The following is a 19,985-nucleotide window of genomic DNA, read 5'->3' as shown; positions in this document are numbered from 1 at the left end:
AAGCTATTTGCAAAAAAAACACACAAACAACGCGATTAAGACATATGGTCATCACGTTGGCTGCAGAAAATTTGATATAAACGCATATTATGCCTAATCTGCCTTTGTTATACAACCAGCTGAGTTCAATCAAAGAACGGGAGTCTGCAAGTATCTGACGTATTTATTCAGTGATATTTATATTGGGTTAAATATTGTCATCATGCTTGAAAACACCGCTTAGTGTGCACATATCAACCGCACGCTAATAAAAACAGCCATATCAATATATTTACTGACTTGAGGATTTGTAACCATGCTATTTCATCCCCCTAAAAACCCTGTTGAGCTTAAAATACGCCACTTGAATGATGCTCAAAAGCAGCGCCGTGAAGATTTGATGGAAGCCACCCAAGGCAAAGCTGCCCTCAAACAGTTCAAAAAAGTCATGGCCAAAAAAGCCAAGCAAGCATTGAAAGCAAAAACTAAAAATAAGAAAAAACATACCGATCATAAGGCACAAGTTTTTGTGCTCGATTTTGACGGTGATATCAAAGCAACTGCGGTCAAACACTTGCGTGAAGAAATCAGCACTTTAATTAGTACCGCAAATAAAGGTGACGAAGTTATCGTACGTCTTGAATCAGGCGGTGGTCTGGTACATGGTTATGGTTTGGCCGCAGCGCAATTGGTTCGCCTGAAAGATGCTGGTTTAAAACTGACTGTTTGTGTTGATAAAGTGGCGGCAAGCGGTGGTTATATGATGGCCTGCGTTGCAGACAAGGTAGTAGCTGCACCATTCGCTATCATTGGTTCAATCGGTGTGGTGTCACAGTTGCCAAACTTCCATAAATGGCTAAAAAACCATGACGTCGATTATGAAATGTTTACCGCTGGTGACTATAAGCGTACGGTGACTGTATTTGGTGAAAATGATGCCGAAGACCGTGCCAAATACCAAGAAGAACTAGAGCAGACGCATGAGCTATTCAAGCATTTTGTTAATACATATCGTCCAGAACTCGATGTTGCCAAAGTAGCTACGGGTGAGCATTGGTATGGCGAAGATGCGTTAAAGCTTAACTTAATTGACAGTCTACAAACTTCAGACAGCTATATTTTAGAGCGTATGGAAGACAACGAAGTGTACGCACTTTATTCACGTCAGAAGCCGACGTTAGCAGAAAAGCTAGGATTGGCTCAAGCAGCAGAAGCGACACTGAGCATGGCTGTAGATAAATTACCTGATGCACTTGCACGTTTTGATTTGAACAGCCGCCTAAATATTCTGAAATAATGTTAGTTATCATTATGATAGTTAAATAATGGTATTTCAGCGCTCAGAAGTTTTTGGATACATTGTTTATATTTTGTAAAAGGCGTGGCCTAGCTGGTCGCGCCTTTTTGCTGTTTATTGACAATTGCTGTGTTATAAATGTAGCACACGGAAAACAGTATACGTGCGTACACTAAAGCTCTAGTAGAGCTTTTTATCAACATTTGATTTAGACAATCAATAAAGAAAAGGAAGTCATTTATGTCTAACGACAATTTAATGTTTACCGCAACAGAACATGGTCAAGCCATGCATGCCAAAGTCAAAGCGTTTATCGAAACGAATATTGAGCCTATCGAAGCCCAATTCTGGGAAGATTGTCATAAGAAAAACCCTGATGGTAATTGGGAAAACTGGGAATGGCCAGAAGCCTACGAAAACCTGCGCAAACAAGCACGTGAAGAAGGCTTATGGAATTTATTCCTGCCAGATGACACACTAGGTGCAGGACTGTCAGTCACTGATTATGCGCCTATTGCAGAATTGACTGGTCGTAGTTTGCTAGCACCTCATGTATTTAACTGTAATGCACCTGATAGCGGTAACATGGAGCTGTTATGGCGCTACGGTACTCAAGAGCAGCAAGACAAGTGGCTTACCCCAATCCTAGAAGGTAAGACACGCTCTGTATTCTGTATGACTGAGCCTGACGTGGCGTCAAGTGATGCAACCAATATGCAAGCAACAGCCGTAGTAGATGGTGATGAGATTGTCATCAATGGTAGTAAGTGGTGGTCATCTGGTCTTGGCGATCCAGCAGTTGATGTCTTGATTGTGATGGCATATACCGCGGATGAAAGTGCAGACCGTCATCATCAGCATTCGATGGTACTTGTGCCAGTCAACACACCAGGTGTAAATATTAAACGTATGCTTAAAGTGTTTGGTGATTATGATGCACCGCACGGCCATGGTGAAATTAGCTTTGAAAATGTGCGTGTGCCAGTCAGCCACTTTATTGGTGGGCCTGGTAAGGGATTTGAGATTGCGCAGGGTCGTCTAGGGCCAGGCCGTATTCATCATTGCATGCGCTGTATCGGTGCTGCCGAAAAATCTCTTGAGTTAGCGGTCAAGCGTGGTATGTCACGTACTGCCTTTGGTAAGCCATTACTACAATTGGGTGGTAACTTTGAGCGTATCAGCGAAGCCCGTATCAAAATCGACCAAGCACGCTTGCTCACATTGTACGCCGCCCAAAAAATGGATGCTCAAGGCACCAAAGCCGCATTGACGGAAATCTCTGCTATCAAAGTAGTGGCGCCAACTGTGCTACAAGAAGTCGTTGATATGGCGATTCAGATTCATGGTGGTATGGGCGTGTGCCAAGATACATTACTACCGAACTTCTACGCGCAAGCACGTGTACTACGTTTGGCAGATGGTCCAGATGAAGTACATAAAACCATGATTGCCAAACTAGAACTAAAACGTCAGGGCTTTAGTCGTTCTGCTAAATCTGACAAAGCTTAGTCTTAAGTTTAATCTTAACAAACGGTTGTGTGAGTTAGTTTCGATTTGCTCACGCAACTATCAAGAATAAGCCAATCAAAATGCTAATTAAGAATTCACTATTAACAACTTAGTAGTGAATTTTTCATCACTAGAGCGAGTCCTCATTTCAAAAATAGTGAGAAGAATGAGATAAATTGAATTGAGAACTAGCTCGCATATCTGTTATAAAAATAAATGACCACATGATAAGGAATGTCTCATGGCAACTGATAATAAAGTACTAGACAAAGGCGGTGCCGTACGCGAGGGTGAAGAGCTTGATGCCAAAGCAGTCAGTGAATGGCTTCGCGGTCAAGGTGTCGGCGTAGTAGGCGAGCCTAAGGTCACTCAGTTCTCAGGCGGCGCATCAAACTGGACGTATCGACTACAGTATGAGGGTGAAGATAAAAACCAAGACCTCATACTACGTCGTCCACCAAAAGGTACCAAGGCAAAATCTGCCCATGACATGGTGCGTGAGTACACCGTTCAAAAAGCGTTAAAAGATGCTTATCCTTATGTACCTGAGATGATTGCGCTATGTACGGATGAAGCTGTTATCGGCGCTGACTTTTATGTGATGGAGCGGATGGAAGGTATTATCCCTCGTGCAGAATTACCAGAAGGTATTGATCTAAATCCAGAACAAACGCGTCTGCTTTGTACCAATGTATTAGACGCTTTGGTAGAGCTACACCAGATAGACTATACCGAGCATTCTGATTTGGTCAATTTGGGCCGCGGTGAAGGTTACTGTGAACGCCAGATCAGTGGTTGGGATAAACGTTATGTTAAAGCAAAGACGCCAAACGTACCGAGCTTTGCACTGGTTAGACAATGGCTTGCTAAGCACACGCCTGCTGATAGCAAAACTTGTATCATTCATAATGATTGGCGCTTTGACAATGTCATACTTGATGCGGATGAGCCGACCAAAGTTATTGGCGTGCTCGACTGGGAGATGGCAACCCTTGGTGATCCATTGATGGACTTGGGTAGTGCGTTGGCTTACTGGATTGAAGAAGATGATAATATCATCATGCAGCAGTTCCGTCGTCAGCCAACACATTTAGAAGGCATGATGACGCGCGATGAAGTGGTTGAATATTATCTAAAACAGTCAGGTTTAGAGATAGATAATTGGACCTTTTATGAAGTGTTCGGATTGTTCCGCCTCTCAGGCATTATTCAGCAAATCTACTATCGTTATTATCATAAGCAAACCACCAATCCAGCTTTCAAAAACGCTTGGCTCGTTATACATGTCATGCATGCTAAATGTTTGAAATTAATTGCGCAATATGAAGGCGAAGCCTTATTCAATGCGCATGTGCAGCCGCATTTAGAAGACATAGGGGTAGATGCTGCTGCTATCGAGCAGTTACCAAGCCCTGTTCAAAAAGTGGTCAAAAGTATTTTACCAAAAGGTTATTTTGCAAAAGCACCTGACTCTCCTGAAGCGTAAGCATTCAGCAAACCGTACTTTAGCAAATATGATAAAAGGTAATAATTTATGACAACCATACTTTTAGCACGTCATGGCCAAGCGTCTTTTGGACAAGAAAACTATGATCAACTCTCAGAGCTGGGCAGTATTCAAGCCCAAATGTTAGGTCAGCACTATGCAGCTACGCAGCGCCGTATTGATGCCATATTTACTGGTAGGTTGGTTCGACAGCAAGACTCAGCACGTCATTTTTGGGAGCGTTACCAATCATCTGTACATGTTAATAATAGCAATGGCACAGCTGTTGCGCCCGCAATCAACTTTGATCAGCCTGATAGTTATATTTTGCCGCAATTTGATGAATTTAATCATAAAGACGTGTTCGTTAAGTCAGCAGAGGCATCTGGTAATCGATCTGACATCTCAGCTGAAATCGCCAAAGCAGAATCGCCAGCGACACGACTGGCAGAGCTATTTGATCAAGCGATGCGACGGTGGCATGCTGGTGACAATGATCAAGACTATCTTGAAAGTTGGCCACAGTTTAATAATCGTGCACAGCAAGCCCTTGAACAAGTACGTACAAAAGTAGCAAGCATGAGCTTAGGTCAGGACAGTACCGTGCTCGTATTTACTTCAGGCGGTGTCATCGCTGCAATCACTGCACAGTTATTGCGACAAGGCAGTCAGACTGCTTATCAGCTGAATAAAAGCTTGGTTAATACGGGTGTGACCTCTATTACTTTAAAGAATCAAAGTTCTCGCTTGTTATCTTTAAATGAATACAGTCATTTATTCTCTGATGGCAAACCGTTTGTGACATGGCGATAAATTTACATATGATTTGCGAATAAGGTAGTGTCATATCTGCTTAAAGTATAAGCCTTATCGACGTTTATACTAAAAAGTTACCAATTTGATTCTGTGCAATATCGATATACAAAGGACGGTACATGCAAAATAAATTAATAAAATTGGTTGCTAAAAGTGCGCGCCATAGCAAAAACCAGATAGTAGGCGCGGTTCGACCTGCAAGCTATCTAAAAGACTTGAGTCAGCAGCAAGTAGGCAAAGGTAAAACGGTGCTTATCACAGGTGCCAGTTCAGGTCTGGGCGAGGGTATGGCCAGACTGTTTGCTAGCCTTGGCTACAACTTGGCTATATGTGCGCGTCGCATTGATCGTTTAGAGCATTTAAAATCGGAGATGATGGACAAGTATCCTGATATCCGAGTTGAATGCCAAGCACTAGATGTGAGTGATTATGATACGGTCTTTCAAGTATTTGATGCTTTTGCAGATAATTTCGGTAGCATTGAGCGAGTAGTGGTCAATGCTGGTATTGGTGATAGCCGCCGCATTGGTAAAGGGCATTTTGAGACTAATCGTCGCACTGCCGATGTCAATTTTGTCGCCGCACTGGCACAGTGTGAAGCCGCCATGAATATCTTCCGTGCTCAGAACAATGGCCATTTGGTCGTGATATCGAGCATGTCAGCCATGCGCGGATTGCCTAGGCATCTGACGACCTATGGTGCAAGTAAAGCTGGTTTGGCTCACTTAGCAGAAGGCATTCGCGCCGATATGCTTTTGACCAATCTTCCTATCAAAGTTTCTACAATTTACCCAGGTTATATTCGCACTGAAATCAACGAAGGCTCTAAGCCATTACCGTTCGAAGTCGACACAGATACTGGTACTAAAGCTATTGTCGCAGCTATTGAAGCGGGTGTGGATGAAGCCTGTGTGCCGAGCCTGCCTTGGTCCATGGTCAGTCATGCCATGAAGCATTTGCCATTACAGGTGATGAATAAACTAAGCTAATCAAATTGGTTTTCCTAAGGTAGAAAAGAAGAAGCCCACTACAATAATAGTGGGCTTCTTCTATTTACTCTGAAATAGCAGGGCAAGTATTACAACGTTTGAGGGTTGTTTGACATATGCTGTTCACGCAGCTTTTGACGCAGTACTTTACCAACGTTACTCTTTGGTAGTTCGCTAACAAACTCAATATGACGTGGACATTTATAACCAGTCAAATTTTCAAGTGCGAATTCCTTGATGACTTCTTTAGTGACGTTATTATCAGCAGGTACGATATAAATTTTAACCGCCTCACCTTGATTTTCATCAGGAATACCAATTACGGCACAATCGACGATACCATCACAATCGAGCATAACTGACTCGATCTCATTCGGGAATACATTGAATCCTGAAACCAAAATCATGTCTTTCTTACGATCTAGTAGAGTAAAGTAGCCTTTCTCATCCATGCTAACGATATCGCCAGTGCGGAAGTAGCCATCGCGAGTAAAGTCATTGCTATTGTCTTTATTAAAGTATCCTGACATGACGTTTGGACCTTTGATACACATCTCGCCTGATTGATGCATGCCAACACGCTCACCGTTTTCGTCAATCACGATAATATCGACACTCGGTACAGGTATACCAATAGTACCGTTGAACTTGCGATCAGTGATAACGTTGGCAGTACCACCAGCCACACCTTCCGTCATACCCCAACCTTCAACCATGGGGCAACCAGTCACTTCTAACCAACGTGCTGCGGTTTGCTCGGTTGCCGCCATACCACCTGCTTGCGTGATACGTAGCGAGCTAAAGTCTAAGTCTTTAAAGTTTGGTTGGTCAAGTAACCCTTTAAATAGAGTGTTTACAGCAGGGAAGATGTGGAATGGTTGTTTTGATAACGTTTTAATAAACCCAGGCATATCGCGCGGATTAGGCACTAGGATAAAGGTATAACCTGAACGCATACCAAGCAGACTTAGCATGAAGGCAAAAATATGATATAGCGGTAAGGCCATAACCATATTGATATATACTTCATTGATACCTGAGGTCACAGGACGATACCATGCCTCTGATTGCATAGCAGCAGCAACGACATTACGTTGTGTTAGGATAGCACCTTTAGATAATCCAGTCGTACCACCTGTATATTGCAAGATCGCTTTTTGTTGTAGGGTGGTTTTTGGTGCTTGAATCGGTAGGTTTTTTCCCTTTTTTAATACTTCAGGGAATTTAGTGACATTGTACTTAGGATCGTTCAGGTTGTATTTTGGAACCAAGCGTTTGACCTGACGGATGACTGTATTGACCAAAATACCTTTTAAACCCATCATATCGCCCATTTTTGACAGCACGATACGTTTGATATTGGTTTCTTCAATGACTTGTTCTAAAGCTTGAGCAAAGTTATCCACAACAAAAATAACCTGAGCGCCCGAGTCGTTCAATTGATGACGTAGCTCACGGCCTGTATATAGCGGATTGATAGGTGTACAAACGTAACCTGCACGCAGAATACCAATCATAGTCGGTAGGTATTGTGGAACGTTCGGCATCATAAGAGCTACTACGCTACCTTTAGGTAAACCTTGAGCTTGTAACCATGCTGCTACTGCCAGTGAAGCGTTATCAACATCACCATAAGTATGCGTCACACCCATACAGATAGTCATCGGATGCATACGAAAGCGGTTAAAACACTCTTCATATAACTCTATGAGGCTTTCATACTGATCAGGATTAATCGTCTTGGGTACATTTTCTGGGTATTGAGCAAGCCAAGGTTTATCTACAGTCATGATTAGCGTCCTTAAATATTAAAATAAATTAAGGCTCTATAAAAAAGTAGTCACATCCATGTCAACAATTTAAATCGCTGTTCCGTTAGCAAGAAATTGTCGAGTGCTATCCTATATGTTCACATACTGCTAAAATACGGGGCCCTTATAAAGTTTGATTTAATCACAGAGCATAAATAGCTCATCAGATTAAAAAACCAATTAATGTTTTGGTAATGAAAATAGCTACTAGTAATGCTGCTAATCAATCGATATGAATCATAATTATATAAGATCAAAATAACAGAAAGTATAGTGACACATTTTGGCAATACATTAACATAACTACAACCGTGCCTGTTATTCTTATACAAGAACTTGATAGTTTACAGTTAAATTTGATAAATGAAACAATATATGTTGAATAATCAGAAAATACCTAGACAAATAATTTACTTTCTTATCAAGTAATTAACATGAAATTTATTCAAAAAATGTCATATAACTGAATATGAAAGTAGATTTGTAGTAATTATAATAGAGAAATTTTATAGTTGAATGACAGAAAATAAATATACAAAAAGGGCATCTTACAATTACTGTAAGATGCCTTTAGTAAAAATAAATTCATGTTTTTAGAATTTTTTAAAAATTGTCTCTATTTATACTTGAGGGTAGTCTGCATTGTGTTTTTCACGCAATTTTTGACGCAGTACTTTACCGACATTACTCTTTGGTAAGTCGCTCACAAACTCAATGTGACGTGGACACTTATAACCCGTTAGATTGTCTAACGCAAAATCTGTAATCACTTCTTTGGTAACATTATTGTCTTCAGGTACTACGTATATTTTGACCGCTTCACCTTGATGACTATCAGGAATGCCAATTACCGCGCAGTCAAGAATACCATCACAATCAAGCATCACGGACTCAATTTCGTTTGGAAATACATTGAAGCCTGAAACCAAGATCATGTCTTTTTTGCGATCTAGCAGTTTAATATAACCCTTGTCATCCATGCTGACGATATCACCAGTGCGGAAATAACCATCACTAGTAAAATCAGCACTACTGTCTCTATTCAGATATCCAGAGGTTACGTTAGGGCCTTTAATACATAGCTCGCCCCCTTCGTTTAGATCTACATGCCTGCCGTCTTCATCGATAATAATAACATCTACGCCAGGTGCTGGCACACCGATAGTACCGTTAAACTCACGATTGGTAATAACGTTGGCGGTGCCGACTGCAACGCCTTCTGTCATACCCCAACCTTCGATCATCGCGCAGCCAGTTACTTCTAACCAGCGATTCGCAGTTTGCTCAGTAGCCGCCATACCACCAGCTTGTGAGATACGTAAAGAGCTAAAGTCCAAATCTTTAAAATTAGGATTATCGAGCAGCCCCTTAAAGAGGGTATTTACTGCAGGGAAAATATGGAATGGTTGTTTTGATAAGGTTTTAACAAATCCAGGAATATCACGTGGATTAGGTACTAGTATAAAAGTATAGCCTGAGCGCATACCAAGTAGGCTAAGCATGAATGCAAAAATATGATAGAGCGGCAGCGCCATTACCATATTGATATACACTTCGTTGATTTCTGACGTAATAGGGCGAGTCCATGCTTCTGATTGCATTGCTGCTGCTACGATATTACGCTGTGACAAAATAGCGCCTTTCGAAAGGCCTGTGGTACCACCTGTATATTGCAAAAATGCTTTTTGATCCAAAGACATTTTTGGTTGCTGAAAAGGTAGGTTTTTACCTTTTTTCAATACTTCAGGGAACTTAGTGACATGGTATTTAGGGTCATTGAGATTATACTTGGGTACTAAGCGTTTGACCTGACGAATAATCGTATTGACCAAAATACCTTTCAAACCCATCATATCGCCCATCTTCGATAGGATGACACGTTTGATAGCCGTTTCTTCAATGACTTGCTCAAGCGCTTGGGCAAAATTATCGACCACAAAAATTGCTTGGGCACCAGAATCGTTAAGCTGATGGCGTAATTCTCGGCCAGTATATAGTGGGTTGACAGGGGTGCACACATAGCCTGCACGCAGTATCCCAATCATAGTTGGCAGATACTGTGGAACGTTTGGCATCATGAGAGCGACGACACTACCTTTTGGCAAGCCTTGATTCTGTAGCCAAGCAGCGACTGCCATCGAAGCATTATCGATATCACCATAAGTATGAGTCACTCCCATACAGATGCTCATTGGGTGCCCACGGAAGCGATCGAAGCATTCTTCGTACAGCTCCATGATGCTGCTATATCTATCGGGATTAATGGTTTTTGGCACACCGGCTGGATATTGAGAAAGCCAAGGTTTGTTCGATATCATAGTTAGCATCCTTGCGATTTGATATAGGCTAAAGTATTTTGAAAAGGTAGTTATCAATCTATCAATGGTACAAAACACCACTTATTTAGGTGGTATATACCATCTTCAATAGCATCCCTGTCTATTGATTAATAGCTAGTTTTTTTGCTGCTGTCACAGCATTTTATTCAATGAGTATTTATATAAAGCATTAAATAGAACAAATAAATAAAAAGTTCAGTAATAAAAATAATGCTCGTTCTAAAACTATTTATCTATAGCTTACAAATAGAGTATCAAAAAAACGATACATTTGAGCAATACATTAGCATGAATTTAGTCTAAAACAATAACAGTAAGCGATACTGATCAGTACATATATTAACTTATAAGAATATAGTGACTTTGCTGGCTGACAAAAGAAGGATTAGATAATTAATATTGATGAGCTGATGAAACACAAAGGAATGTAGATGCCAAAATTATTGCGGTAAAATAAATTGATCTTTTTTATTAAAGAATCGTCGATAAATAAGTAAGGCGCTGATGGTGCAGCCAAGCGTGCTGCTGACACATATCAGGAACATAGTAACTATTTGATAGCGTACGGCTTGAGTGGGATCGGCGCCCGCTAGGATTTGACCCGTCATCATGCCTGGTAAGCTAACAATACCGACGACTAGCATAGAGTTTAAAGTTGGAGTCATGCCATTAGTGATAGCTGCCTTTATCTGCTCATGGACGGCTTCGAATGGCTTAGCAGATAGACTGAGCATCATCTCGATACGCCCTGATTGCTCATGAAAAGATTCGATCAATTGATTGCTCGTCAACGAAATGGCAGTCAGAGAGTTCCCTAATATCAGACCCAATATAGGAATAATAAATTGCGGTGTATACCAAGGCTGCACATTCAAAATCGCTATAATCGCAATCGCCGTTACTAGTATTGCTGAGATACCGACTGCCAATAACGTATCTGTTAATAACCCCTTATAACTGCGTTTAACGCGATTTTTGGCGGCACTTCCTGCAATTAAAGTCATGACCGTTAAGATAAGTAGCACTTCATACCATTGTTCACGTGCAAAAATCCACGCCAGTATCAGCCCAATAAAGCTAAGTTGTATGATCGTACGAAAGGCCGCTATTAGAAGGGTCTTGCTTAGTTTTAAACGTAAGCGCCAAGAGATGAGTAATACAATGATAATTAGGCTGCTAGCAAGAGCGATATCACTATAAGTGAGAAAAATTTGCATATCATTCGTACCACTCATATGAGCTTATTTAGGAAGTAATTATGGTAATAATACAAGGTGAGGGTTGAGGTCATTAACGTGCTAAATTGTCTGAGCAACTATACGACGACTTAATCACTTGATTAAATATTTCTGAATACAAGTTCTTTAAAAGTCTGTAGTGAGTACACCTGCTTGCATGTGCCAGTGTCTATTTGCCAAAGGCATAATATCTTTTGTGTCGTGAGTCACCCATAGGAGTGTGCGCTGAGCATCTGCGTGCAACCAGCTGATGAGTAAGTTGACTAGCTGTGCTGAAGTGCCCATGTCTAAAGCGGCGGTTGGCTCGTCTAGTAATAGAACTTGTGGACTAAGTTGTAATAGACGCAATGTATTGACCAGTTGGCGCTCGCCACCAGATAAGTGCTTGGCGTCCTGTTGCAAAAAATCTGCACTTCTATCTAAGTGTTGAAGCTGAGCAACATGCCAGTCTATGTTAAAAGTCTGCGACTGGTGAGCGTGCAATTGATAAGGCATTTGTAAGTTTTCAAGGACACTGCCGTCTAACAACTGTGGGTGCTGAGCGAGTAGGGTAACTTGCTGGCGCCACAGTACAGGTGCAGTCTCATGAATATCGTGATAAACATTACTCGACGTGTCATTATCATGCAAACGAATAGTACCGCTGCTCATGGGAAGTAACCCTGCCAATATTCGCAACAGTACTGATTTACCGCTACCAGACGCTCCTGTCAAAACAGTAACTTGCCCTGACAATAGCGTACCGCTCGCACCGCTTATTAGCGTTCGATCAGGAGTTGATGGCTCTTTATCCAGTGAAGCGTCTGCGGTTAGCTTGCTTGCCCATTTTTGATAAATGCTATACGGCATAGAGCTTTTATTCGAGGCTTCTTTGCTATTTTTAATGCTTTGAGCATTTATCGTCCGTTGGCTATGTACCCATAGGTTATCAAATTCAAGCAACACTCTATCCGTATCTATGCTCATAGCGTTCTACTGCTGACCATTTACTTGCTCGTCGATAGCTTGTTCGATCGTAACGCGCAGTTTTTTTGGTACACGAATAGGACGCATTGGTGGGGTTGTCGCTGAAGTATCTGGTTTATCGCTGCCTATCTCGTCATTACTCATTGGCTCTGGTTTGACGAGGTTTTGTACGCAGGCAATGACAATTTTGGTACTGCTTAGTAGCTGGCTATCATCTGTTTCGTTAGTACTATGATTTGGTAGATTGCGATAGATACTTTGATAAAATATGATGCTGGCAGGTTTTAGCTCCACTTTATCAATACGTACGCTAATTACCTCATCTAATAGAATGGCTCTTTTGTATTGCAAGTCCGCCTGACTCACGACAAAATGCTGCACTTCACCGCTATCAGTCTGCAAAAAATACCCATTTAAGCCCAGCTCAGTAAACCAGTCGCGTCGGCAGTTTTCAAAAAACACCAAGTGATTGGCGTGATAGACTATACCGCCAGCATCAGTATGGTTAATATAGACGTTATAATCTTTAGCAAATAATGGTTTGGTGTCATCACTCATGGCTGATGTCGTATTTTTTTGCTTAATTGTTGTCATAGTAATGCTCGATATTTTTAGTAAGTATTGTTGAATAAAAGTGTTTCAGATAGACCAATAATAGATAGTGCTTATAATAGAGTTACTCTAGCTCAAGATATCAGGCCATGCAACCGCTAGAAACGCTTACATTTGTTATCATAGCCGTTTATATTTCCCTCATTTATAGAGCGCTATATTCTAACCAATCAGTATAGGACAGTTTATGACCCGTTTTGTCAGTTTTAACATCAATGGTATCCGTGCACGTCAGCATCAGCTCGAGGCGGTGCGCGAGGTAATCGATCCTGATGTCATGGGCCTACAAGAAACCAAGGTTCATGATGATCAATTTCCGCTTAGCGATATCGAAAGTCTAGGCTACCACGTAGAGTACTTTGGACAAAAAGGGCATTATGGCGTTGCACTGTTATCCAAAGCTGCACCTGTATTTGTACAAAAAGGCTTTCCTGGCGAAGATGAAGAAGCCCAAAAGCGCTTTATCCATGCACGTTATGAGTTTGAAGGTCGTGAAGTAGATGTACTTAACGGGTATTTTCCGCAAGGAGAGAGCCAAGATCACCCGACCAAATTTCCAATGAAGCGCGCTTATTATGCCAATTTGATGGCTTATATTGATACGCTAAAAGCGGAAGGTCGTTCGATTATCGTCATGGGTGATATGAATATTGCACCAGAAGATATCGATATTGGTATTGGTGAAGTTAATGCTAAGCGTTGGTTGAAAAACAGAAAAACCTCATTTCTGCCGGAAGAGCGCGAATGGTACTCAGCATTGATGTCACGTGAGTTAACAGATACTTACCGTCTGCATTATCCAGAAAGCACTGAGTTATACAGCTGGTTTGATTATCGCAGTCGCGGCTTCAATGATGAACCTAAGCGCGGGTTACGTATTGATCATATTCTATGCACCTCGGATCTAATCGATAAATGTATCGATGCTGGTATCAGTTATGAGCTACGTGCTATGGAAAAACCATCTGACCATGCACCGATTTGGTCAGCATTTGACCTAAAGAAACAGTAATACTTATATACCGTGATGCCTATATATAGTCAATCTTATGTAAACTAGGTACGATAATCAGCTTGCTCAGTTTATTAGTTATAGAGCTGAAGCTAGTGCTTCTTGTATTTGAATAAGCTTAAACTGACTATAGTATTTATCACTTCGTATTACACAAATAACGATAAAAATTGAGAAATAAGGATTTTATTATGGCTGTTGGAAATGTATCAGTACCTGACGTTATCTATCCTATCGATGGTATCAAACTCAGTGCCACAGCGGCAGGTGTCCGTTATAAGGACCGCGACGATCTAGTAGTTATCGAAATATCTGACAAGGCCACTACTGCGGTTGTAACCACTAAAAACACCTTTTGTGCCGCGCCAGTGCGAGTATTGCGTGAGCACTTTGCTAAGGTTAGTCCGCGCTATTTAGTCACCAATACGGGTAACGCAAATGCAGGTACGGGCGCTGATGGCAAGCGCCGCGCTATTGATATCTGTACAGCATTGGCTGACAAGGCCGGTGTAGATACCAATACGATATTGCCATTCTCTACTGGCGTGATTGGTGAGCCGTTAAATAGTGATGCCGTCATCGCAGGTTTGGATAATGCATTGGCTAATCTAGCGTCTGATAGCTGGCTAGCCGCTGCTAATGGCATTCGCACGACAGATACTATTCCTAAATTGGCCAGCCAAAAAATTGATGTAGCAGGTACTAGCTATCATGTCACTGGTATGTCTAAAGGCTCAGGAATGATACGCCCAAATATGGCGACCATGCTAGGCTATGTGGCGACAGATGCCAATATCACCGCTGACTTACTGCAAGAAATGCTAAGCGCTATCAATGAGCAGTCTTTCAACCGAATTACTGTCGATGGCGATACCTCAACCAATGACTGTTGTGTGTTAATCGCAACAGGTGCTGCTAGCTCAGAGGTGATTGATAGCACAGAGCATCCACATTATCAGCCTGTATTTGATGCATTGGCTGATGTGTTTGTCCGTCTGGCACAATTGATTGTGCGTGATGGCGAAGGCGCTACTAAATTCATGACGGTCAAGGTGACTGGCGGTCAGACCACGCAAGAATGCTGCGATGTGGCTTATGCAGTCGCACATTCACCCTTAGTAAAAACGGCATTCTTTGCCAGTGATGCTAACTGGGGACGCATATTAGCAGCAGTGGGCTATGCTGGTATCGAAAATTTAGATACAGAGCAAGTTGATGTGTATCTAGACGAGGTAATGATTTGTCAAAATGGCGGTGTTGCACCTGACTATACAGAAGAGGCGGGCAAAACAGTCATGAGCCGACCTGAGATTACCATTCATATCGACCTTGCACGTGGCGATGCTAGCGATACCGTATATACCTGCGATTTGTCATACGATTACGTCAAAATAAACGCTGATTATCGTAGCTAGTACTTCTCCATAAAACAGAATTTGCGTAGTTGCATCAAAGCCAGAACAATATTTGTTCTGGCTTTTTAATGTCAAACTTCTGCTCAGTAGCAAATAACTCTGCTATTCAATACGCTTCATTAACATCAGTTGCAAAAGCTGACGTTACTTTACAAAGCAGTTATAGAGGGTAAGACGAATAGCGACCTATAATGGTTTCAGTAAGAAGCAAACAACCTTATTAGCTTGTAGCAAAGCAAGATAAGGTGTTCAAAACAATAAGTTTATCTAAGTAGCAATGAATTATTAGCTAAATCAATAAATAAGCCAGTAACTAAGCTATCAATAAAGAATCAATAACAATTATCTGAGGATTGAATAATGAAGAAATTAGCACTTGCAGCATTGATGACGACTTTTGCCCTTTCTGGTTGCTCTACGATGAGTATGGATGATGAGCGCACGATGGTTGTTGAAGGACAACCTATGAATGTAAAAGTAGTTAATATTCCAAGTTTTGAAGTGGAAATTGCACCGCGTAAAGCAGTATGTGACTTAACTGCTACTGATGGCAGCATGGTTGAATCACAGTGCTTGCAGTATCGCCAAACCTATCAGAAAAACTACACAACGCTAAACGGTAATATTCAGGGCTTTACCTATGAGCCGAACTATCGTTATGTCCTAGATGTACGCCAAGAAGCAGTAACAGCAGAAGGCTCAAACGTAGTGCAGCCAGTATGGATTCTAAACGAAGTGGTATCAAAAACTGCTGAATAATATTGATAGCAATATATAGACGATAAAGCAGTTATACATGACAAAAAAGGCCTCTAATTCGTTAGAGGCCTTTTTGTTGTTTCTATTGTCAGTAAATTATTTCTCGAGAAGTTAACCTAGCACTGACTATAATTAACACTGACACCGCGCGTTGCCGTAGGGATTCTATTGTCAGCATAAATCGCCAGACCGCCTCGTGCTGTTTCTTTATACTTATCAGACATATCAGCTCCTGTTTGCTTCATCGTCTCTATCGCTTTATCTAAAGAGACGAAGTGCTGACCATTGCCTCTACAGGCTAAGCGTGCTGCATTGATTGCCTTGACTGCGCCCATCGCATTACGCTCGATACAAGGCACTTGTACCAGTCCGCCAATAGGATCACAAGTAAGACCTAGATTGTGCTCAATGCCAATCTCTGCTGCATTTAGGCATTTAGCTGGCGTGCCATTCATGATTTCTGCCAGTGCAGAGCCTGCCATTGCACACGCAGAACCAACCTCACCTTGGCAACCGACTTCAGCACCAGAGATTGAAGCATTTTGTTTGATAAGGCTACCGATAGCAGTGGCGTTTAGCAAAAATTTACGAACGCCATCTTGGCTGTAGTTGGGCAAAAAGTCACGATAGTAATGCAGTACGGCAGGAATGATACCTGCTGCGCCATTGGTTGGAGCAGTGACTACTTTGCCGCCATTTGCGTTTTCTTCGTTAACGGCGAGCGCGTACAAATCGACCCAGTCCATAGCGGCTAACTTATCAGTCTTGGTTATCGGTTGGTCTTTTTCAGCGCACAGCTGCGTGTGCAAATCTTGGGCACGGCGTTTTACATCTAATCCACCCGGTAGGATACCGCCATTTTCACAGCCTTGTTTGACGCAGTCTTGCATGACTTCCCAAATGCTATCTAGATAAGCAAATACTTCTTCTTTGGCATGGAAGTGACATTCGTTTGCTAGTACCAATTCGCTGATGCTCAAGTCATGCTCACGACATTGCTCTAGTAGCTCTGCTGCGTTATTGAACGGGTAGGGAACTCTATTGATGGTCGGGCTGGCATGATCTTCGTCTGGGTTAGTTGCATCTTCTTCATTGATGACAAAACCGCCACCGACTGAATAGTAAGTCTGCTGATAGCGAATGCCTTCAGTTGAGATAGCACGTAGCGTCAATGCATTAGGATGATAAGGCAGCACAGTATCGTCATACCAGTAGATGTCTTGCTCTGTATCAAAAGCAATCGTATGCGTGCCTGATACATTGAGAATCTTGTCAGAGAAGATAGGAGATAGGTAGCTGCTGGTCATGCGTGTGTCTATCGTGCTAGGCGTATGTCCAAGCAGTCCTAACAAGATAGCGGTATCTGTTGCATGGCCTTTTCCGGTCGCTGCCAAAGAGCCATACAGTTCAATCTCAATGGTCTTAACCGCAGTCAGTTCCATCTGCTCAGTTAGCGAGGTCAAAAATAAGTTTGCAGCGACCATCGGTCCGACTGTATGCGAACTGGATGGGCCGATGCCGATTTTAAATAAATCAAAAACACTGATCATAATAAGTCACCAAAAATTTTAAGCGCTTTAGCCTATTTTATCTATGGCATTGGGCGCTTTTGTGAAAAATATAATAGACAGCCGTCGCTCCTAGTCACCATTGATAGGTGGGCGCGAGACACTATTTATGAAGGTTATAAGGTAAATGAGCACTGAGGGCAATCGAATAATAACTTTTATTTATTTTGAAACTCCGTTATCATGCTCGCAGTCAACAACTATGTAACATCCTGTAAGTTGGTTATCATCGTAAAATAAGACGGATTAAAAAAGACTAAATTTTTCAGTCAGACATATCCGTATTCATACATCTAGCAAGATATGGCTATCATACCAAATAATACTTTTGGTTTGTCATATTACAACATAAATGAATGAATTAGGATGACATATTATAGATAGAAAGACTTAACGTTTTGCTATTTATACAAGCCCTTAGAAATATATCCATTTATTAATATACTTATTTTATCAGTTATTCTAGCCTATTACTTTAGCTTAGCTCACATAGGACAAGCGCGCATGCCATCTCAAAAAGACCCTTCATCAGCGTCAGACAATAGCGCTCAAGATCTATCGACTCAAAATGCCTTGGAGTCTGCAGGCATTGATTCAGCCGCTATCAATTATCCGCACAATCCAGATTTTGAAAATGGCCGTTGGTTTCCGACATGGCGTCCTTATAAGGGTGACTTGGATCGTGATCCAGTCGGTATCAACGACTATTTACCTCCGTCAAAAAGCGTATTGCTCGGTATACAGCATACGTTTGCCATGTTTGGTGCAACTGTGCTTGCACCTTTATTGATGGGGTTTGATCCTAACTTAGCTATCTTGATGTCCGGTATCTGTACAGTAATGTTCTTTATGATTACCGGTGGGCGTATGCCGAGCTACTTGGGATCAAGCTTTGCTTTCATTGGTCCCGTCATCGCGGTGACCGCTTATGCAGGCGCAGGGTTCAATGACAATCTAAATGTTGCGCTAGGCGGTATTATGGCCTGCGGTATTATTTATGCATTGATTGGTCTGCTAGTGATGAAGACAGGTACAGGTTGGATTGAGCGTTTGATGCCGCCTATCGTGACGGGTGCGATTGTCATGATTATCGGTCTTAACTTGGCGCCAGTGACCATTCAAGGCGTGTCTGCCAATCAGTTTGATGCTTGGATGGCTACCTTGACCGTACTGCTCATTAGTGGTGTTGCAGTATTTACTCGCGGTATGTTGCGTCGTCTGTTGCTACTCGTCGGTCTGGTTCTGTCGTACGTTGCTTATTTTGTCATGACCAATATTCTAGGCTTTGGTACAGCGATTGATTTTAGTACAGTAGCTGCCGCTTCATGGTTTGGACTACCAAGCATTCATACGCCGCGCTTTGAGATGAGCGCTATTATCCTAATTGCACCTGTGGCTTTTATTTTGGTGGCTGAAAACCTAGGGCACTTTAAGGCAGTAGAGGGCATGACCAAGGCTCGTGTGACGCCTTATATGGGCCGAGCATTTTTGGCGGACGGTTTGGCCACGACTTTTTCGGCAGGATTTGGTGGTACAGGTGTCACTACTTACGCTGAAAACATCGGTGTCATGGCGGTTACCAAAGTGTATAGCACGACGATATTTGTCGTAGCAGGATTGGTTGCTATCATATTGGGACTGTCACCAAAGTTTGGTGCGATCATTCAGACCATACCAGCAGCTCTGTTGGGCGGTGCTTCTATTGTTGTCTTTGGTCTTATCACGGTTGCTGGGATAAAAATATGGATCGATAGCCATATTGATTTTAGTAAAAACAGCAACTTGATCATCGCAGCAGTGACGGTCATTATGGGTACCGGTAACTTTAGCTTGCACTTAGGCGGCTTTGATTTAGGCGGTATCGGTACTGCTACTTTAGCCGCTATCGTGTTGAATGCTTTGTTTAACCAAAGCTCTGAAGCGAAATAAGTAATACTGATGAGATTGAAGTTTGAGCTTATCAAATAAAGATAGTCAAAGCATATCTCATCTAACAAAAAGCGCCCATGCTACCGATAGCATGGGCGCTTTTTTATGGCAGTGTTGAGCAACAGTATAGTTAAGTCTTTATAAAATCGATACAGCCCATATCACGAAACAGTTTAGGTAGATTATTCTCCATCCATCCTTGGCGTAGAAACTTAGCCTGTGCCCATTTTTTCTCGATAGGGTTTAGATCAGGGCTGTAC

15 protein-coding genes are annotated in these 19,985 nt (G+C 42.0%); 9 read left to right on the top strand and 6 right to left on the bottom strand.

All coding sequences use genetic code 11. The features are described 5' to 3' along the window. The first annotated feature begins 295 nt into the window (after positions 1-295). The 5 genes from sohB to ACQKCG_RS10035 all read left to right on the top strand — a co-directional run bounded on the left by sohB (position 296) and on the right by ACQKCG_RS10035 (position 6,076). On the top strand, positions 296-1,276 hold the full coding sequence (gene sohB / locus ACQKCG_RS10055; RefSeq protein WP_201571827.1) for a protease SohB: 981 nt from the start codon (positions 296-298) through the stop codon (positions 1,274-1,276). Between the two features lie 258 nt (positions 1,277-1,534). Continuing rightward, entirely contained in the window at positions 1,535-2,785 is a 1,251-nt protein-coding gene (locus ACQKCG_RS10050) for an acyl-CoA dehydrogenase family protein (RefSeq protein WP_227526716.1), read from the top strand. Positions 2,786-3,026: 241 nt separating this feature from the next. Beyond that, positions 3,027-4,271: a phosphotransferase family protein gene (locus tag ACQKCG_RS10045; RefSeq protein WP_201571826.1), complete on the top strand. Its 1,245-nt coding sequence runs from the start codon at positions 3,027-3,029 to the stop codon at positions 4,269-4,271. Between the two features lie 48 nt (positions 4,272-4,319). Beyond that, positions 4,320-5,084, top strand: coding sequence for a histidine phosphatase family protein (locus ACQKCG_RS10040; protein WP_201571824.1), 765 nt, complete (start codon positions 4,320-4,322; stop codon positions 5,082-5,084). Positions 5,085-5,206: 122 nt separating this feature from the next. Continuing rightward, positions 5,207-6,076 (top strand): SDR family oxidoreductase, encoded by an 870-nt coding sequence (locus ACQKCG_RS10035; protein ID WP_201571822.1) that lies wholly within the window; start codon positions 5,207-5,209, stop codon positions 6,074-6,076. Positions 6,077-6,165: 89 nt separating this feature from the next. On the opposite strand, the gene ACQKCG_RS10030 is transcribed toward ACQKCG_RS10035, so the two are convergent. The 5 genes from ACQKCG_RS10030 to ACQKCG_RS10010 all read right to left on the bottom strand — a co-directional run bounded on the left by ACQKCG_RS10030 (position 6,166) and on the right by ACQKCG_RS10010 (position 13,024). Next, on the bottom strand, positions 6,166-7,866 hold the full coding sequence (locus tag ACQKCG_RS10030; RefSeq protein ID WP_201571820.1) for an AMP-binding protein: 1,701 nt from the start codon (positions 7,864-7,866) through the stop codon (positions 6,166-6,168). Between the two features lie 641 nt (positions 7,867-8,507). Then, positions 8,508-10,205 (bottom strand): AMP-binding protein, encoded by a 1,698-nt coding sequence (locus ACQKCG_RS10025; protein ID WP_102092208.1) that lies wholly within the window; start codon positions 10,203-10,205, stop codon positions 8,508-8,510. 461 nt (positions 10,206-10,666) lie between these two features. Next, positions 10,667-11,443 (bottom strand): ABC transporter permease, encoded by a 777-nt coding sequence (locus ACQKCG_RS10020; RefSeq protein WP_227673280.1) that lies wholly within the window; start codon positions 11,441-11,443, stop codon positions 10,667-10,669. 147 nt (positions 11,444-11,590) lie between these two features. Further along, the gene (locus ACQKCG_RS10015; protein WP_201571815.1) at positions 11,591-12,430 is read right to left on the bottom strand and encodes an ABC transporter ATP-binding protein; all 840 of its coding nucleotides are present in this window, start codon (positions 12,428-12,430) and stop codon (positions 11,591-11,593) included. A gap of 6 nt (positions 12,431-12,436) precedes the next feature. Next, a complete protein-coding gene (locus ACQKCG_RS10010; RefSeq protein ID WP_201571813.1) occupies positions 12,437-13,024 on the bottom strand; it encodes a thioesterase family protein in 588 nt (195 codons plus the stop codon). Between the two features lie 205 nt (positions 13,025-13,229). On the opposite strand from ACQKCG_RS10010, the gene xthA reads away from it, so the two are divergent. The 3 genes from xthA to ACQKCG_RS09995 all read left to right on the top strand — a co-directional run bounded on the left by xthA (position 13,230) and on the right by ACQKCG_RS09995 (position 16,228). Beyond that, positions 13,230-14,054 carry an exodeoxyribonuclease III gene (gene xthA / locus ACQKCG_RS10005; RefSeq protein ID WP_201571811.1) on the top strand — a complete coding sequence of 275 codons (825 nt, stop codon included), beginning with the start codon at positions 13,230-13,232 and terminating at the stop codon, positions 14,052-14,054. A 191-nt stretch (positions 14,055-14,245) separates the two neighbouring features. Next, entirely contained in the window at positions 14,246-15,469 is a 1,224-nt protein-coding gene (argJ, locus tag ACQKCG_RS10000) for a bifunctional glutamate N-acetyltransferase/amino-acid acetyltransferase ArgJ (RefSeq protein WP_201571809.1), read from the top strand. A 360-nt stretch (positions 15,470-15,829) separates the two neighbouring features. After that, a complete protein-coding gene (locus tag ACQKCG_RS09995) occupies positions 15,830-16,228 on the top strand; it encodes a DUF4377 domain-containing protein (protein WP_101204449.1) in 399 nt (132 codons plus the stop codon). 116 nt (positions 16,229-16,344) lie between these two features. Here the strand turns inward: ACQKCG_RS09995 and ACQKCG_RS09990 are convergent, their stop codons facing one another. Next, the gene (locus ACQKCG_RS09990; RefSeq protein ID WP_227673284.1) at positions 16,345-17,781 is read right to left on the bottom strand and encodes an L-serine ammonia-lyase; all 1,437 of its coding nucleotides are present in this window, start codon (positions 17,779-17,781) and stop codon (positions 16,345-16,347) included. Between the two features lie 519 nt (positions 17,782-18,300). Between ACQKCG_RS09990 and ACQKCG_RS09985 the strand changes: the two genes are divergently transcribed. Next, positions 18,301-19,725 carry a solute carrier family 23 protein gene (locus ACQKCG_RS09985; RefSeq protein ID WP_102092484.1) on the top strand — a complete coding sequence of 475 codons (1,425 nt, stop codon included), beginning with the start codon at positions 18,301-18,303 and terminating at the stop codon, positions 19,723-19,725. Positions 19,726-19,985 lie beyond the last annotated feature (260 nt).

This window comes from Psychrobacter sp. NPDC078929, assembly GCF_050267985.1.
Lineage (GTDB): Bacteria > Pseudomonadota > Gammaproteobacteria > Pseudomonadales > Moraxellaceae > Psychrobacter.
This window is presented reverse-complemented; position numbering and strand designations above follow the sequence as displayed.

What these genes read in the sequence shown, in the direction of transcription:
- ACQKCG_RS09985 (WP_102092484.1), top strand. Translation starts at nt 18,301, where the DNA reads ATGCCATCTCAAAAAGACCCTTCATCAGCGTCAGACAATAGCGCTCAA.
- ACQKCG_RS10035 (WP_201571822.1), top strand. Translation starts at nt 5,207, where the DNA reads ATGCAAAATAAATTAATAAAATTGGTTGCTAAAAGTGCGCGCCATAGC.
- argJ (WP_201571809.1), top strand. Translation starts at nt 14,246, where the DNA reads ATGGCTGTTGGAAATGTATCAGTACCTGACGTTATCTATCCTATCGAT.
- ACQKCG_RS10040 (WP_201571824.1), top strand. Translation starts at nt 4,320, where the DNA reads ATGACAACCATACTTTTAGCACGTCATGGCCAAGCGTCTTTTGGACAA.
- ACQKCG_RS09995 (WP_101204449.1), top strand. Translation starts at nt 15,830, where the DNA reads ATGAAGAAATTAGCACTTGCAGCATTGATGACGACTTTTGCCCTTTCT.
- ACQKCG_RS10020 (WP_227673280.1), bottom strand. Translation starts at nt 11,443, where the DNA reads ATGCAAATTTTTCTCACTTATAGTGATATCGCTCTTGCTAGCAGCCTA.
- sohB (WP_201571827.1), top strand. Translation starts at nt 296, where the DNA reads ATGCTATTTCATCCCCCTAAAAACCCTGTTGAGCTTAAAATACGCCAC.
- ACQKCG_RS10010 (WP_201571813.1), bottom strand. Translation starts at nt 13,024, where the DNA reads ATGACAACAATTAAGCAAAAAAATACGACATCAGCCATGAGTGATGAC.
- ACQKCG_RS10050 (WP_227526716.1), top strand. Translation starts at nt 1,535, where the DNA reads ATGTTTACCGCAACAGAACATGGTCAAGCCATGCATGCCAAAGTCAAA.
- ACQKCG_RS10030 (WP_201571820.1), bottom strand. Translation starts at nt 7,866, where the DNA reads ATGACTGTAGATAAACCTTGGCTTGCTCAATACCCAGAAAATGTACCC.
- ACQKCG_RS10025 (WP_102092208.1), bottom strand. Translation starts at nt 10,205, where the DNA reads ATGATATCGAACAAACCTTGGCTTTCTCAATATCCAGCCGGTGTGCCA.
- ACQKCG_RS10045 (WP_201571826.1), top strand. Translation starts at nt 3,027, where the DNA reads ATGGCAACTGATAATAAAGTACTAGACAAAGGCGGTGCCGTACGCGAG.
- xthA (WP_201571811.1), top strand. Translation starts at nt 13,230, where the DNA reads ATGACCCGTTTTGTCAGTTTTAACATCAATGGTATCCGTGCACGTCAG.
- ACQKCG_RS10015 (WP_201571815.1), bottom strand. Translation starts at nt 12,430, where the DNA reads ATGAGCATAGATACGGATAGAGTGTTGCTTGAATTTGATAACCTATGG.